12 protein-coding genes are annotated in these 14860 nt (G+C 55.0%); 4 read left to right on the forward strand and 8 right to left on the reverse strand.

Annotation, left to right across the window (positions count from 1 at the left end; translation table 11 throughout):
- Nucleotides 1-20: 20 nt before the first annotated feature.
- Nucleotides 21-2093, reverse strand: coding sequence for a glycosyltransferase family 41 protein (locus tag AUQ41_RS06225; RefSeq protein ID WP_063087281.1), 2073 nt, complete (start codon nt 2091-2093; stop codon nt 21-23).
- 589 nt (nt 2094-2682) lie between these two features.
- On the opposite strand from AUQ41_RS06225, the gene ilvD reads away from it, so the two are divergent.
- Entirely contained in the window at nt 2683-4536 is a 1854-nt protein-coding gene (gene ilvD / locus AUQ41_RS06230; RefSeq protein WP_008891397.1) for a dihydroxy-acid dehydratase, read from the forward strand.
- A gap of 77 nt (nt 4537-4613) precedes the next feature.
- Here ilvD and ald read toward each other — a convergent pair whose 3' ends face one another.
- Nucleotides 4614-5729, reverse strand: coding sequence for an alanine dehydrogenase (gene ald, locus AUQ41_RS06235; protein ID WP_063087201.1), 1116 nt, complete (start codon nt 5727-5729; stop codon nt 4614-4616).
- A 213-nt stretch (nt 5730-5942) separates the two neighbouring features.
- Between ald and AUQ41_RS06240 the strand changes: the two genes are divergently transcribed.
- Nucleotides 5943-6401, forward strand: a complete 459-nt coding sequence (locus AUQ41_RS06240) for an Lrp/AsnC family transcriptional regulator (protein ID WP_008891399.1) — start codon at nt 5943-5945, stop codon at nt 6399-6401.
- Between the two features lie 338 nt (nt 6402-6739).
- Nucleotides 6740-7450: a TetR family transcriptional regulator gene (locus AUQ41_RS06245; protein ID WP_063087202.1), complete on the forward strand. Its 711-nt coding sequence runs from the start codon at nt 6740-6742 to the stop codon at nt 7448-7450.
- 101 nt (nt 7451-7551) lie between these two features.
- On the opposite strand, the gene AUQ41_RS06250 is transcribed toward AUQ41_RS06245, so the two are convergent.
- From AUQ41_RS06250 to AUQ41_RS06275, 6 genes are all read right to left on the reverse strand, one after another.
- A complete protein-coding gene (locus AUQ41_RS06250) occupies nt 7552-8391 on the reverse strand; it encodes an ABC transporter permease subunit (RefSeq protein ID WP_008891401.1) in 840 nt (279 codons plus the stop codon).
- Nucleotides 8388-9329, reverse strand: coding sequence for an ABC transporter permease subunit (locus AUQ41_RS06255; protein WP_008891402.1), 942 nt, complete (start codon nt 9327-9329; stop codon nt 8388-8390). Before AUQ41_RS06255 ends, AUQ41_RS06250 begins: the two co-directional genes overlap by 4 nt.
- On the reverse strand, nt 9326-10492 hold the full coding sequence (locus AUQ41_RS06260; protein ID WP_008891403.1) for an ABC transporter ATP-binding protein: 1167 nt from the start codon (nt 10490-10492) through the stop codon (nt 9326-9328). Before AUQ41_RS06260 ends, AUQ41_RS06255 begins: the two co-directional genes overlap by 4 nt.
- A 43-nt stretch (nt 10493-10535) precedes the next feature.
- Nucleotides 10536-10904 (reverse strand): hypothetical protein, encoded by a 369-nt coding sequence (locus AUQ41_RS06265; protein WP_063087203.1) that lies wholly within the window; start codon nt 10902-10904, stop codon nt 10536-10538.
- Nucleotides 10905-12011 (reverse strand): polyamine ABC transporter substrate-binding protein, encoded by a 1107-nt coding sequence (locus AUQ41_RS06270; protein ID WP_063087204.1) that lies wholly within the window; start codon nt 12009-12011, stop codon nt 10905-10907.
- A 222-nt stretch (nt 12012-12233) separates the two neighbouring features.
- On the reverse strand, nt 12234-13583 hold the full coding sequence (locus AUQ41_RS06275; RefSeq protein WP_008891405.1) for a glutamine synthetase family protein: 1350 nt from the start codon (nt 13581-13583) through the stop codon (nt 12234-12236).
- A 272-nt stretch (nt 13584-13855) separates the two neighbouring features.
- Between AUQ41_RS06275 and dgcN the strand changes: the two genes are divergently transcribed.
- Entirely contained in the window at nt 13856-14860 is a 1005-nt protein-coding gene (dgcN, locus tag AUQ41_RS06280; protein WP_008891406.1) for an N-acetyltransferase DgcN, read from the forward strand.

Consider the following 14860-nt stretch of genomic DNA (forward strand, 5'->3'; position numbering starts at 1 on the left):
GCGTTTCACGCCGTCCGTGTCTAACCGTTGCCAAGACAAAAGTTCTGCCAGATCTCCCGACAGGCTTCTTCGAACTCGGCTGCGACAGCAGGTGCGTGGAAGGCGCGGCTGCCCCGGATGCGATCGCGCATGTTTTCGCGAATGCTGGCCAGCGCCTTAAGGTCGGATGCCAGCATGATGCATTTGTCGACATAGCCCTTTTCGGTTTCGGCACACAGCGCGCCCAGCCCGATATCGCTTAAAACCGCAAGGCCAAGCCGCGATCCCGGCCGATCATCGGCCAGCGACACGAACGGAATGCCAAACCACAGCATCTCGTAATAGTTTTCAAGGCTGATGGAAGGAAATGGTGCCAGCCCGATATCGATCTGGGCATAAAGGGCTGGTCGATCCTGGGGCTTTACCTTGCCCGCCAGATCAAGCCGGTCGCGCTTGATCCCGGCCTGCCGGGTGCGATCAAGGAATGTTTTGGCAGCATAGGAATCTTCAAGCACGTCATCCTGAATCGCGATGCGGCTGTTGCTGACCTTGTTTAATATCCGCGCAAAGCAGTTCAGTGTTTCATTGCTGATATTGGCCAACCGATCAATGCAGCCAAACCGGATGATCTCTTCGCCGACGGCTGCCGGAAGCGGTGCCAATGGCAAGGCATCATCAAGCTCCGCCGGAAGGTAGGGGCCAAGTGCTAGCGGATAGGGACGCTCGGCAAACATTTTGTTTTCGGCAAGTCCGCCGCCAAACACATCCTTGTGCCCGATCAGGTAATCCATTTCGGCCATGCCGGTGGTAATCGCAGACAGGCTGGCTTGCACCGGGGCGGCCTTCAGGGCAAAGACCTCAATCGGTTGGGTCGGATGAACGCCACAGACATCAATCAGGATATCGACCTTGTCCTTGCGAATGCGATCGGCAATCTGCATCGGATCCTGCCCGCACACTTCGCGCCAGCCATCCGCCATCACCTGCCATTGCCGTGTGACGTCGTCTGGCCGCGGTGTTGCGGAATACAGGAACAGCTCGATCTCATGCCGGTTCAGATGGCGGGCAAGTGCACTCAAAAGGCTGGATGATGCATGCTTGCAAAAGAACGGTGATAACCATCCGATGCGCAGCCGCTTGTCCGACTGTCGGGTATTGGCAAAGGCCGGCTTGGCGGTAATCGGCATGTGATGCTTGGCCCATACCTTGGCGGCCTTGCTATGGGTGGCCCCATCGGTTGTGCCAAGCTTCGCACGCGCCCGGATCAAAAGCGCATCGGCCGTGGCGTTATCCGGTGATGCCTCTATCAGGGTATCAAGTGTCTTGATTGTGCTATCAAGGTCGCCACAGCGCAGCGTGATGTCGGCCAGAACCAGATCAATCTCAACGGTGTCCTTGGTCAGGCGGCGCGCGGTCTTTAAAATCGCAATCGCCTTGGCATATTGCCCTTGATGGGCAAGTGACTGGCCCAGCCCGCGCAAGCCCGGAACGTATTTCGCATCGATGCTCAGCGCACGTTGATAAAGGTTTTGTGCCAGTTCCGGATAACCAAGACGCAAGAAGGCCGACCCCACCCGGCAAATCATCTCGGGGGAAATGCCTGCGGCCTCGGCGGCATGTTCAAGTGACTTAAGGGCGGCTTCTTCCTGCCCCAGATCATGCAAGGTCTGCCCGAAAAGCAGCAATCCTTCATAATGATTTGGCTTCAGGCCCAACAACCGTCCCAAAAGATCCATCGCCTGACCCAAATGGCCGCGCGGAATTTCAAGCCGTGCCAGGTGATAAAGGGCGGTGGGGAAATCCCCGTGGTAACTCAGTGCCTGCTTGAACTGGTCAATCGCCTTGTCAATCTGACCCGAACTTTCCAGCGCAATCGCATAATTGCAACGGACTGCCGGGTTGGCAGCAAAGCTCGTCAGGCAGTTTTCAAAAAGCTCAATCGCCTCGCCATGGCGGCCAAGGCCGGTCAGAAGGGTGGCAAGAAGATGCTCTGCCTCCGCATTGCCCGGTGACATGGCCAATGCCGCGCGATAGATTTTCTCGGCTTCTTCGGGGCGATTGCCCTCATGCGCAGTCAGTCCGCGACGCAACAGTGTCTTGAGTTGGTCGGACATGGGGTTGCGGATCTCCACCTGATGGTCTGGGTAAGGGCCTCGGCCCAAGCAGTCTTGCCTGACATTAAAGGGTTCAGCCCGTCCTTTAAAGCATGCAGTTACCAGATCGCGGATTAACGCCTGAAATGCAGATAAAAAAGAACCCCGAACCTGTATGAGGGTCCGGGGTCAGAATGGGAGTGGGAGAATCGCCTGGCGGCGATAATCCCCCATACGATATGTGTTGTTTGGTTAGAGGTCGCCTATTCAATGGAATAGTTTTCCGGGTATTTGGGATAGGTCGCATGGTCAATCGTCGCAAAACCTGTGAACTGGCTCACAAAATTGCACGCTGACACTGGTGGATGGGCGTTTTCAGGCAAACTCTGAGGATAGAAAGTGCTGTCAAAAACGCGTTCGCAGTTCGCGGGCAAAGTGATGCGCGTGTAGCAATCGTACCGAATGACGGATTTTGGCGAAATTTTCGGGCAAAAAACTGTCAAAGCGCGCGAATACTGTGCTAGAACGCACCTATATACAAAGGGCATCGGGGATGCTGACCCCGTACCCGAAAGAAACGCCACCAGTGATTTAAAGAGAGGTTCCTTCCATGCCGGAATATCGGTCCCGTACAACAACACATGGCCGCAACATGGCTGGTGCGCGCGGCCTTTGGCGCGCCACTGGCATGAAAGACGAAGACTTCGACAAGCCGATCATTGCGGTCGTCAACAGCTTCACCCAGTTCGTGCCCGGTCACGTGCACCTCAAAGACCTTGGTCAGATGGTCGCACGCGAGATCGAGGCATCCGGCGGTGTCGCCAAGGAATTCAACACCATTGCCGTTGATGATGGCATCGCGATGGGCCATGACGGCATGCTCTATAGCCTGCCGTCGCGCGAAATCATTGCTGATTCCGTCGAATACATGGTCAATGCCCATTGTGCCGATGCGATGGTCTGCATTTCCAACTGCGATAAAATTACCCCGGGCATGTTGATGGCGGCAATGCGCCTTAACGTCCCGTGCGTGTTTGTATCTGGTGGTCCGATGGAGGCCGGCAAGGTCACCATCGAAGGCAAGGAACATCACCTTGATCTGGTTGATGCCATGGTGCAGGCCGCCGATCCGAACATCTCCGACGAACAGGTCAAAGTCGTTGAGCGTTCTGCATGCCCGACCTGCGGGTCGTGCTCTGGCATGTTTACCGCCAACTCGATGAACTGTCTGGCCGAGGCGCTTGGTCTGGCACTTCCGGGCAACGGTTCTGTGCTGGCAACCCACGCCGCGCGTCAGGAACTGTTCCTTGAAGCGGCGCGTACCTCGGTCAAGTTGGCGCGTCGTTATTACGAAGAAGAAGACGAGGGCGCGACCCCGCGCGGTATCGCAACCTTCAAAGCATTTGAAAACGCAATGGCGCTTGATATCGCCATGGGTGGGTCGACCAATACGGTTCTGCATTTGCTGGCGATCGCCAAGGAAGCCGAAGTCGATTTCACCATGACCGATATGGATCGCCTGTCGCGCAAGATCCCGTATCTGTCCAAGGTCGCGCCGAACCATCCCATGTTCCATATGGAAGACGTCCATCGTGCAGGTGGCATCATGCGTATTCTCGGCGAACTCGATCGTGCTGGCCTGCTGCATACCGATGTCTCGACCGTGCATTCCAAGACCATGGCCGACGCCCTCGAAAAGTGGGACATCAAACGCACCACCAACGAGGCGGTACACAAGTTCTTCCGCGCCATGCCGGGCGGGATTCCGACCCAAACCGCGTTCAGTCAGGAACGTTATTGGGATGACCTGGATCTTGATGAAAAGGAAGGCTGCATCCGTGATGTCGCCCATGCCTATAGTCAGGATGGCGGTCTTGCCGTTCTGTTTGGCAACTTGGCCGCCAATGGCTGCGTGGTCAAAACCGGTGGTGTCGACGAAAGCATCCTGAAATTCACCGGCCCGGCCGTCATCTGCGAAAGCCAGGACGAAGCCGTTGCCAAGGTTCTTGGTGGCGAGGTCAAGGAAGGCGACGTTGTCGTCATCCGCTACGAAGGCCCGAAAGGTGGTCCGGGCATGCAGGAAATGCTGTATCCGACCAGCTATCTGAAATCGATGGGGCTGGGCAAGGCCTGCGCACTGGTTACCGATGGCCGCTTCTCTGGCGGGACGTCGGGCCTGTCGATCGGTCACGTATCCCCCGAAGCAGCCGCTGGCGGTGACATCGCGCTGGTCGAGCCGGGTGACATGATCGAAATCGACATCCCGAACCGTTCGATCCGCATTGCGGTCGATGATGCGGTTCTGGCCGCCCGCCGTCAGGCGATGGAAGCCAAGGGCCCCGAAGCATGGCGTCCGGCCAAGCCGCGTAAACGAAAGGTCTCAACCGCCCTTCGTGCCTATGCTGCCATGGCAACCAGTGCCGATCAGGGTGCGGTCCGTGACGTCACCCAGGTCGAATTCTGATCTGCGGACAGTCGCAAGATAACCAAATAAAAAGGGCGCCGTTTGGCGCCCTTTTTTCATGATAGGGTTTTGGCAGTTCAGGCCAATGCGCTTTCGATCCGCAAGTGCTCATAGCCAAGTGCATCTGCCACGGCCTTATAAGTGATCTTGCCCGCATGGACGTTAAGCCCGGCCGCCAGATGCGGATCATCCTGACAGGCCTTCTTCCAGCCCTTGTCGGCAAGGGCCAGGGCGAAGGGCAGGGTGGCGTTGTTCAACGCAAAGGTCGATGTGCGCGCAACCGCACCGGGCATATTGGCCACGCAATAATGCACGACATCATCGACGATATAGGTCGGATCGGCATGGGTGGTTGCCTTGGATGTTTCAAAACATCCGCCCTGATCAATCGCCACATCAACAATCACCGAACCCGGCTTCATGCGTGACAGTTGCTCTTTCTTGATCAGTTTTGGTGCAGCCGCACCGGGCACAAGAACGGCACCAACAACCATGTCGGCCTCAAGGACAAGCGCCTCGGTGTCATCGATGGTGGCGTATTGCGTCTTGATACGCGGGCCATACAGGTCATCAAGATAGGTCAGGCGTTTAACATTCTTATCAAGGATGATCACATCCGCCCCCATGCCCGCGGCAATGCGCGCGGCATTAGTACCAACCACACCGCCGCCAATCACAACGACCTTGGCCGGTGCAACACCCGGCACGCCGCCAAGTAACATGCCCCGTCCGCCATTGGCTTTTTGCAGGGCGGCTGCCCCGACCTGCGGGGCCATGCGGCCAGCCACTTCTGACATCGGTGCCAGCAATGGCAAGCCACCTGCGCGGTCGGTGACGGTTTCATAGGCAATCGCGGTGACACCGGATTTGACCAGACCGGCGGTCTGATCCGGGTCCGGTGCCAGATGCAGATAGGTAAACAGCAACTGGCCTTCGCGGAGTTGCTCATACTCGGCCTTCTGCGGTTCCTTGACCTTGATGATCATCTCTGCACTGGCAAAGATATCGGATGCGCTGGCCGCAATCGTCGCACCGGCGGCGACATAATCATTATCGGCAAAGCCGATACCGGCACCGGCCATGGTTTCGACCTGAACCTTATGGCCATGCGCGACCAGTTCACGGACCGAGCTTGGCGTCAGTCCGACACGATATTCGTGGTTTTTGATTTCCTTTGGAACACCAATCAGCATGTCGTTTCCTCCCGACAAAATGGTGGTAATCGGGGGAACTCCCCGGCGTTTCCGGAGTTTCCCGGGCGGTTGAAATACGATGCCGCCTCTTTTGTTATTATTCTTGAATGATACCCTAAAAATTGGGCAATTAATCTTCATTTCAAGGGGCTTTTGATGATATCATTGCTATATAATTCAACAGAAACACCATGACGTCGGAGGATTATGCGAATGGAGATGGACGAACGGGATCGGATGATTCTGCGTTTGCTGCAGAAAGACGGTCGCATCAGCAATGCCGAACTTGCTGAAAAGGTGAACCTGTCGGCCTCTGCCTGCCTGCGCCGTGTACGGCTTCTTGAAGAGGCGGGCTTCATTGATCACTACACCATGCTTCTTAATCCCGCGCGGATCGGCAAGCCGGGCAATGCCTTTGTCAATATCGCGATCACCCGACAAACCCGCGAGGCCCTTGAAACCTTCGAGCTCGAAATTCAAAAGGTGCCCGAAGTTGTCGAATGTTATTTGCTGGCCGGGCAAAGCGACTATCTTGTCCATGTCGTTTATAGCGACACCGCCGACTATGAACGCATCCACAGTGAAGTCCTGACCCAGCTTCCCGGTGTCGAACGTGTGCAGACCGTCATCACGCTCCGCGAAGTCAAACGCACCACCGAACTGCCGGTCTGAGCTGTGATCTGCCGCCGGGTCCCGGTTATTTCACGATATGGAATGTCATGAAGTGATGCCGGACCAGTGGCGCCTGGTCATCATCCCGGCTGGTGGGGCAGAATGCGACTCGAACAAAAAACTGTACGATATTTGTGGTTTTGTTCAGAATGCGTTATGGTGATTGATTGTATGTGACCGGAATTCATCTAAATTGGTCTCTATTTGGTCAGAAAAATGTATGCGTTTTCAATGCTCCATGAATTTTGTCCAGTTATTCCAATCCTGCAGTTTGACTTTTAGGTGAATTAAAATGCAATAATATGCCCGGGGAAAATACGTTGGGGGAAATTAATCAAATGGAACAAGACAATCTTGTTCGCGCTCGTAGTCATGAGCAGAAACTAAAACGCCGTGCTGATATTCTCGAAGCTGCCCGCAAGCTCTATCTCGAAGGTGATGGAACCCTGCCGTCGGCGGCCGAGGTGGCACGCAAGGCGAACTTGGCCAAGGGCACGCTTTACCTTTATTTTTCAAGCAAGGAAGCATTGTTTCTTGAAGTGTTGCGTCACTTCCAAAAAGAGTGGTTTGAAAACAATCTTGATGTGATTGATCAGGAAGCGCTGCGTCGGCCCGAAGAACGGGATTCGACCCGTGTGGCGCGTCAATTCGTGCAATATCTAGTCAAGAACGACAAGTTCCTGCATCTCGCATCACTGTCGCAAGGTGTTCTGGAATCCGGCTCGGACGATGAAATGGTCGTCAACCAGCGCCGCTTCCTGGCATCCATGGTCAAACGTACCGCTGATGCCCTGGCAGAGCTTTATGAAATCACACCGGATGCCGCCAGCAAGCTGATGCGTTCTTCCTATGCGCTGGTTCTGGGTCTGTGGCAGATGTCGCAGTTGCCTGACCGCGTCATCAAGCTGATGGAACAGAACGCGCTCAATAACCTGATCATTGATTTCGAAGAAGCCGCCGAAGAGGCTGTTGTCTCGTACTGGCAGGTTTCGGCACCCGGCATGAAATGCCGCGAAATGATGCGCAAGGCGGCCGAAGGCAACTGCTGAGTCGACGCCACGACAAGCCCAATACAAAACAGCGCCGGATGATTTTCCGGCGCTGTTTTTTTGTTGTCTGCGTAAAGGAAGCAGGCGCCCCAAGCAGGGCTTTAGTGTTGCGCGTCCGCCCCGGCAGAGGCGCGGCTGCGCATTCGCTCGGACCGCAGGATCATCAGGCTGGCAATCACGATCATCACCGACACCGCCAGAATGATCAGGGTTGCCAGTGCGTTGATTTCCGGCGAGACACCCAGACGGACCGATGAAAACACCTTCATTGGCAGTGTGGTCGATCCTGGCCCTGCGACAAAGCTTGCAATCACCAGATCATCCAGCGACAGGGTGAAGGACAGCAGCCACCCTGCCAGCAACGCTGGCAGGATCATCGGAAGCGTGATGACAAAGAAGATCTTGGCAGGCTTAGCACCCAGATCCATTGCCGCTTCCTCGACCGAGGTATCCATGCCCGACAGGCGCGACTGCACGACAACCGCGACATAGGCCGCGCAGAAGGTCGTATGCGCAATCGTGATCGTCGAAAGTCCACGTCCGGCTGGCCAGCCAATCATTTGCTCAAGGGTTACAAACAACAGCAAAAGCGACAGACCGGTAATAACCTCTGGCATTACCAGCGGGGCGGCAATCATGCCTGAAAAAAGCGTGCGTCCCTTGAACCGGCCAAAGCGTGACATCACAAGTCCCGCCGGCGTGCCAAGTGCCAGGGCAAGCGTTGCTGACATCACCCCGATACGCAGGCTGTTCCAGGCGGCATCAATCATGCCGTCATTGGAAAACAGCGACACATACCACTTGGTCGAAAAGCCCGCCCAGACGGTCACAAGCTTCCCTTCGTTAAAGGAATAGATCATGACAAGCAGGATCGGCACATACAGAAAGGCAAAGCCAAACACCAATGCCGAAATCAGGAAGGTTGAACGTTTGCTGCTCATTGCTGGCCCTCCTCCTGCTTGGTCTGGATATGCTGGAACCACATGATCGGCACGACAAGGAACAGCAGCATCGCAATTGCAACACTTGAGGCAATCGGCCAGTCACGGTTGGCAAAGAACTCGTTCCAAAGGGTTCGACCGATCATCAATGTGTTCGGACCGCCGAGCAGTTCTGGAATAACGAATTCACCCACGGCCGGAATAAACACCAGAAGTGAGCCTGCCAAAATACCGGGCATGGAAAGCGGCAGGGTAATCTTGGCAAAGGCCTGCCAGGGCTTGCAGCCCAGATCAAGGGCGGCTTCCACCAGACTGACATCCATTTTTTCAAGCGTGGAATAAAGCGGCAGGATCATGAAGGGCAGGTAGGTATAGACAATCCCGACATAGACCGCGAATTCCGTCTGACGCATGATCAGCGGTTCGGAAATGATGCCTGTCCACATAAGGAACGCGTTGATCAACCCTTCACGGTCAAGGATCCCGATCCAGGCATATACACGGATCAGGAAACTGGTCCAGAACGGCAGGATGACAAGCATCAGCAACACACTGCGCATCGACCCTTGGGCGCGCGCAATCCCATAGGCCATCGGATAGCCGATCAGAAGCGTGATGACGGTTGATATCGCGGCAATCCGGATCGAGTTGAGGTAGGCTGTGACATACAGGCTGTCAGATAGAAGGAACAGGTAGTTCCCGAAATTGAGCGTGACCGTGATGCCTTCATCGATCCATTCAAACAGCGGCGTATAGGGCGGCTGTGCGTATTCGGCGACAGAAAAGCTGATCTTGAGAACGATCAGGAACGGCACAAGGAAGAACAAAAACAGCCAGAAATACGGGATACCAACCACCAGTACCCGGCCATGTTTGATCATCCAGCGATCAAAACGTTGTTTGAGGGTCAAGCTGCCCTCTTGCTTGTCACTGCTCATTTGTTCAGTACCGAAGCAGCCCCGGCCTCCCACGATACCCAGACAGTGTCTTCCCACGTATAGCGCGGCTCGATCTGGCGGGTGGAATTCGGTTCGGTCACCTTGATGCGTTTGCCGCTTTCAAGGCGCACGTGATAGGTCGAAATACCGCCAAGATAGCCGATCTCTTCGACCTTGCCTGATACGCAATTGTATTTGGTTTCTTTGGGCGCTTCTTTGGTGATGCGAAGCCGCTCGGGGCGCAACGCCACCCAGAAGGTCATGCCTTCATGGCCCTGAACAGCATGATCGATATAAATCTCGCACCCGGCCTCATCCGATTTGATGACGGCATATTTTTCATCGTCATCAACCAGAACACCTTCGATCAGGTTGACCTGGCCAAGGAAGTTCGCGGTATAGCGGCTGTTGGGATATTCATAAAGTTCGAACGGGGTGCCGGTCTGGTTGATCACCCCTTCATTCATCACGGCAATGCGCGATGCCATGGTCATGGCTTCTTCCTGGTCATGGGTCACCATGACAAAGGTGGTGCCGACCTTTTCCTGAATGTTGACCAGCTCGAACTGGGTCTGTTCGCGCAGTTTCTTGTCAAGCGCGCCCAGCGGTTCGTCGAGCAACAGCACTTTTGGCCGTTTAATCAGCGACCGTGCCAATGCAACGCGCTGGCGCTGACCACCCGAAAGCTGATGGGGTTTGCGTTTGGCAAATTTGCTCATTTGCACAAGACCCAGCATTTCGGCGACCAGTTCCTTGATCTCGCTGCGCGAAACGCCATCCTGCACCAGCCCGAACGCGACATTCTGCTCAACGCTCATATGCGGGAACAGGGCATAGGACTGAAACATCATGTTGGTCGGGCGCTCATAGGCCGGGACCCCGGCCATATCGACACCATCGATGTAAATCTTGCCAGATGTGGGTTCTTCGAACCCGGCCAGCATGCGCAACAGCGTCGTTTTCCCGCAACCGGACCCGCCCAGAAGGGCGAAAAGTTCGTGGCGATAGATATCCAGGGAAACATCATCGACGGCATAGAAGTCGCCGAATTTCTTGGTCACATTCTCAAAGCGGATATAGGGAACCGCGTCCGGATTGTTCCAAGGTTGCGTCTTGTGCACATCCTCGTGCACGCGCTCCAAAACCGCCTCTGACACCAGCATTCTCCCCTGTTTCAATGTCAAGATGAACCGCTTCAATCAGACGTCAATCCCTGATGACCTGGTGCGCAATCTTTTCATGTTGCTGCACTGCCCATTGGTCGGTTCTTCCTGATAACAGGATGAAGCAATTCTGCAATCTGTAAAGAGGGGTGTGCGATATTTTGAACAACAATCGCCATTTGATACCTAAACTGGCAGGGAATCGGCATGTGGTGTTCAGAAAATGTGCATTTCTGCGAAAGGGTCCGGTTGTCAGAAGCTGGCTGGCTGCAACCAACAAAGCGCCGTGATCACGAGTCACCTGCTGCCTGGCCGCATCGTTGCGCACGACTGAAAAGCAAAAGGGCGCGACCAAAGTCGCGCCCTTCGCAAGGATCAGGGATCGCAATCCGTCAGGATCGTTTTCGATCACTTACTGACCGGTTTTAAGCTTCGTCCACAGGCGGGTACGGGTACGCAGCAGGCGTGAACCCGGCTCGACTTTCGAACGCAGGCGTTCTTTTACTTCCTGCGGCGGATAGATGCCCGGATCTTCCAGAAGGGACGGGTCAACCAGTTCCATCGCGGCAAGGTTCGGGGTTGCATAGGCAACATAGTTCGCGATTTCAGCTTCGACATCGGCACGCAGCACATAGTCAATGAACTTGTGCGCCAGATCCGGGTTCGGTGCATCTTCCGGGATCATCATCGCATCAAACCAGATCAGGGTGCCTTCCTTCGGAATGACATACTTGATCTCGTTGCCGTTGCCGGCTTCTTCTGCGCGAAGGGCCGCCATGCCGACATCGCCCGACCAGCCAACAGAAATACAAACGTTACCGTTTGCAAGGTCGTTGATGTACTGGGAGCTATGGAAATAGGTCACATGCGGACGGATTTTCTCAAGCTGCTCAAAGGCGCTTTCGATCGATTCCGTGGTCGGTTCGTCTTCCGGCACATTGCCAAGATAGAAGTTCACCAGCGGTACGATCTCGCCCGGATCATCCAGAAGCGACAGGCCGCATGACGACAGTTTTTCGGCATATTTCGGATCAAAGATCATCGCCCAGCTGTCAAGCGGGGCATCATCACCCAGAACTTCCTGAACTTTGGCAACGTTATAGCCAAAGCCGTTGGTGCCCCAGAAATACGGCACGGCAAAGGTGTTGTCCGGGTCGTATTTTGCCTGCTGTTCAAGGATCACCGGATCCAGGTTGCCATAGTTCGACAGTTTGGATTTGTCGATCGGCTGGAACAGCTTGGCTTTGATCAGGCGTTCGGCATCGGCAAGGGTCGGCACCACGATGTCATAGCCGGAATTACCCGCCAGCAGCTTGGCTTCAACCAACTGGTTGCTGTCGTAAACGTCATAGTTGACCTTGACGCCGTATTCCTTTTCGAAGTTCGCAACGGTTTCCTCGCCGATATAATCCGACCAGTTATAAACGTTGAGAACTTCCTGTGCCGATGCACCAGTGGCAAAGCCCGATACGGCAGCCGCAAGCACAACCAGGCTTGATGTCTTAAGAAGAGATTTCATTTCGCTGAGCCTCCCATGTGGCAGCGTTTGAAAGTTTACCGGTTCTGTTTTGGTCCCCCAGAACCCGGGGCTTATCGTAATATCCTTCGAATGCTTCAGGATATTGTCAAATACAAGATGGAAAAATGTGCATATTTCGCATCATGTAAAAAATTGTGCATTTAACATGCAACAATCTTGCGCCGGGCAGCAAGTCCCAGCGCAAAATTCGACAGGCGTCTTTTAAACGTTCAGCAACAGGTGCTCACGCTCCCAGGCGCTGATCACGGTCTGATAGGCATCCCATTCCGCTTCCTTGACCGCAATAACGGCGGCAGCGAACTCTTCACCCAGCAGTTCCTTAAGCGGCTTGCAACGATGGAATTTCGCAAGTGCTTCGTGGATGTGACGCGGCAGGGAATGCGCACGGTCATAGCCCGAACCTTCGATCGGGGCTGTCGCATCGACTTCCTCGATAATGCCAAGCAGGCCACAAGCAAGCGACGCAGCAACCGCCAGATACGGGTTGGCATCTGCCCCCGGAAGACGGTTTTCAATACGGCGTGCCGCGGGCGGGCCATTTGGCTGGCGCAGGCCGACCGTACGGTTATCAAGTGACCAGTGCATGTTGATCGGGGCATCCGACCAGGGCTGCAAACGGCGATAACTGTTCATGTTTGGCGCCAGAAGCGGCATGGCTGCCGGCAGGTAACGCTGTAGGCCACCGATATAGTTCAGGAACAGTTTCGAGTTTTCCCCGTCATCATCGGCAAACAGGTTCTTGCCGGTGTTGATATCAAGAAGACTCTGGTGAATATGCATCGAGCTTCCCGGCAGGTTGCCCATCGGCTTGGCCATGAACGTGCCATAGACACCGTGTTTGAGTGCCGTTTCACGCAGCGTGCGTTTGAACAAAAAGGCCTGATCGGCCAGTTCAAGCGGATCACCGTGGTTAAAGTTCATTTCAAGCTGGGCCGGACCCGACTCGTGGCTCATGGTATCGGCGTCGATATTCATGGCCTCGCAATAGTCATACAGGTCTTCAATCAGCGGATCGAACTCGTTGATGGCATCAATACCAAACGCGTTTGATGCGCGTTCCGGGCGACCGGAACGACCAATCGGCGGCTCCAGCGGGTTGTCCGGATCGGTGTTCTTTGCCACCAGATAAAATTCAAGTTCTGGCGCGATGATCGGGCGCATGCCGCGTTCTTCAAATGCCTTGAGAACACGTTTAAGTACGCCGCGCGGCGACGTCGAAACTTCTTCGCCGGAAAAATGGAAACAGTCGCAGATGATCTGGGCCGTCGGCTCCTCGTACCACGGCACAACGCGCACGGTTTCCGGGTCGGGAACCATGGCCACGTCCTTTTCGGCCGGGTCAAGGAAGGCATCGGTTTCCTCCGGATAGCCGCCGGTTACCGTCAGGCAGAAAATTGCTTCAGGGATGGCAAGGCTTTTGGCCTCCAGCCCCTTAAGAAACTTCTGTGTCGGAAGAACCTTGCCGCGCGCAACGCCGGACATGTCCGGAACAATGCATTCGACTTCTTCGATTTTTCGCTCGGATAGCCACGTCTTGAGATCGGTGCTCATGTGTAGTCGGGCGCTTTCACGCCAGTCCTTCAAAATTGCATTTTCTTGCGTTTTTCGGGCCATTCCCGAACAAATTCACAAGAAAGGATGTTTGTCTTCGAAGACTATTGTATTTAATTTCGTTATTGTCGTGTTTATTAGAATTATAGACGAATTTTCGGTTGGATCGTCGAAGATATCGTTTCATATCTCTGGAACGATCCTACCAGATTGCGCTATAGTCGCGCCACAATATTTAAGAGCAGCGTTTGGATGCTGGTCAAGGAGGTATTATGAAAATCGCACATCCGTATCTTATGTTTCTTGGTGACGCGCCGGACGAACTGGCTGCAAAAACCGCAATCGGCATCAAGCAGTGGCGCCCGGAATGGTGCGTCGGTCAGATGAGCCTGCCGGGCTGTCAGGCGGATCTTGGTCTGCCGGAAATGTCGATCGCCGAAGCAAAAGCAGCCGGCGTTAAAACCCTGGTGCTGGGCGTTGCCAACCGTGGCGGGATCATTGGCCCGGCATGGATGGAAACCCTGCTGGCGGCCATCGACGCTGGCATGGACATCGCCAACGGTCTGCACACCCGTCTTTCGTCGATTCCCGAACTGGTCGATGCGGCCAAGGCCAAGGGTGTTAGCCTGTTTGACGTGCGTCACTTCGATGGCAAAGTCCCGGTCGGCAACGGTGAAAAACGTTCCGGCAAGCGCGTTCTGGCTGTCGGTACCGACTGTTCGGTCGGTAAGATGTACACCGCCCTTGCAATCGATGCCGAATTCAAAAAGCGCGGTATCAAGTCCGACTTCCGTGCAACTGGCCAGACCGGTATCTTCATCGCCGGTGAAGGCATCTCGGTTGATGCGGTGATTTCCGACTTTATCTCGGGTGCTGTTGAAACCATTGCACCGGCCAATGACCCGGATCACTGGGACGTCATGGAAGGGCAGGGCAGCCTGTTCCACGCATCGTTCGCCGGTGTTTCCATGGGCCTGATCCACGGCTCCCAGCCGGACGCCCTTGTCGTCTGCCACGAGCCGACCCGTGCCCACATGCGTGGTCTTCCGGGTTACAAGCTTCCGGATCTCAAAACCTGCCTCGACGTCAACCTGTTGCACGCCAAACTGACCAACCCGGATTGCAAGGTTGTCGGTTTTGCCATCAACACCAAGGCGCTTGACGACGCAGCCGCCAAGAAACTTCTGGCTGACATCGAAGCCGAATTCGGCCTTCCGGCTGTTGACCCGGTCCGCACCGGCGTTGCGTCGCTGGTCGACAAGCTGCAGGAGATCTAA

It is taken from the genome of Thalassospira sp. MCCC 1A02898, from assembly GCF_001618185.1.
In the GTDB taxonomy this organism is placed as follows: domain Bacteria; phylum Pseudomonadota; class Alphaproteobacteria; order Rhodospirillales; family Thalassospiraceae; genus Thalassospira; species Thalassospira tepidiphila.

Excerpts from the sequence above, each read along its gene's own strand:
- dgcN (WP_008891406.1), top strand. The coding sequence starts at position 13,856 with ATGAAAATCGCACATCCGTATCTTATGTTTCTTGGTGACGCGCCGGAC.
- ald (WP_063087201.1), bottom strand. The coding sequence starts at position 5,729 with ATGCTGATTGGTGTTCCAAAGGAAATCAAAAACCACGAATATCGTGTC.
- ilvD (WP_008891397.1), top strand. The coding sequence starts at position 2,683 with ATGCCGGAATATCGGTCCCGTACAACAACACATGGCCGCAACATGGCT.
- AUQ41_RS06255 (WP_008891402.1), bottom strand. The coding sequence starts at position 9,329 with ATGAGCAGTGACAAGCAAGAGGGCAGCTTGACCCTCAAACAACGTTTT.
- AUQ41_RS06275 (WP_008891405.1), bottom strand. The coding sequence starts at position 13,583 with ATGAGCACCGATCTCAAGACGTGGCTATCCGAGCGAAAAATCGAAGAA.
- AUQ41_RS06260 (WP_008891403.1), bottom strand. The coding sequence starts at position 10,492 with ATGCTGGTGTCAGAGGCGGTTTTGGAGCGCGTGCACGAGGATGTGCAC.
- AUQ41_RS06225 (WP_063087281.1), bottom strand. The coding sequence starts at position 2,093 with ATGTCCGACCAACTCAAGACACTGTTGCGTCGCGGACTGACTGCGCAT.
- AUQ41_RS06240 (WP_008891399.1), top strand. The coding sequence starts at position 5,943 with ATGGAGATGGACGAACGGGATCGGATGATTCTGCGTTTGCTGCAGAAA.
- AUQ41_RS06245 (WP_063087202.1), top strand. The coding sequence starts at position 6,740 with ATGGAACAAGACAATCTTGTTCGCGCTCGTAGTCATGAGCAGAAACTA.
- AUQ41_RS06270 (WP_063087204.1), bottom strand. The coding sequence starts at position 12,011 with ATGAAATCTCTTCTTAAGACATCAAGCCTGGTTGTGCTTGCGGCTGCC.
- AUQ41_RS06250 (WP_008891401.1), bottom strand. The coding sequence starts at position 8,391 with ATGAGCAGCAAACGTTCAACCTTCCTGATTTCGGCATTGGTGTTTGGC.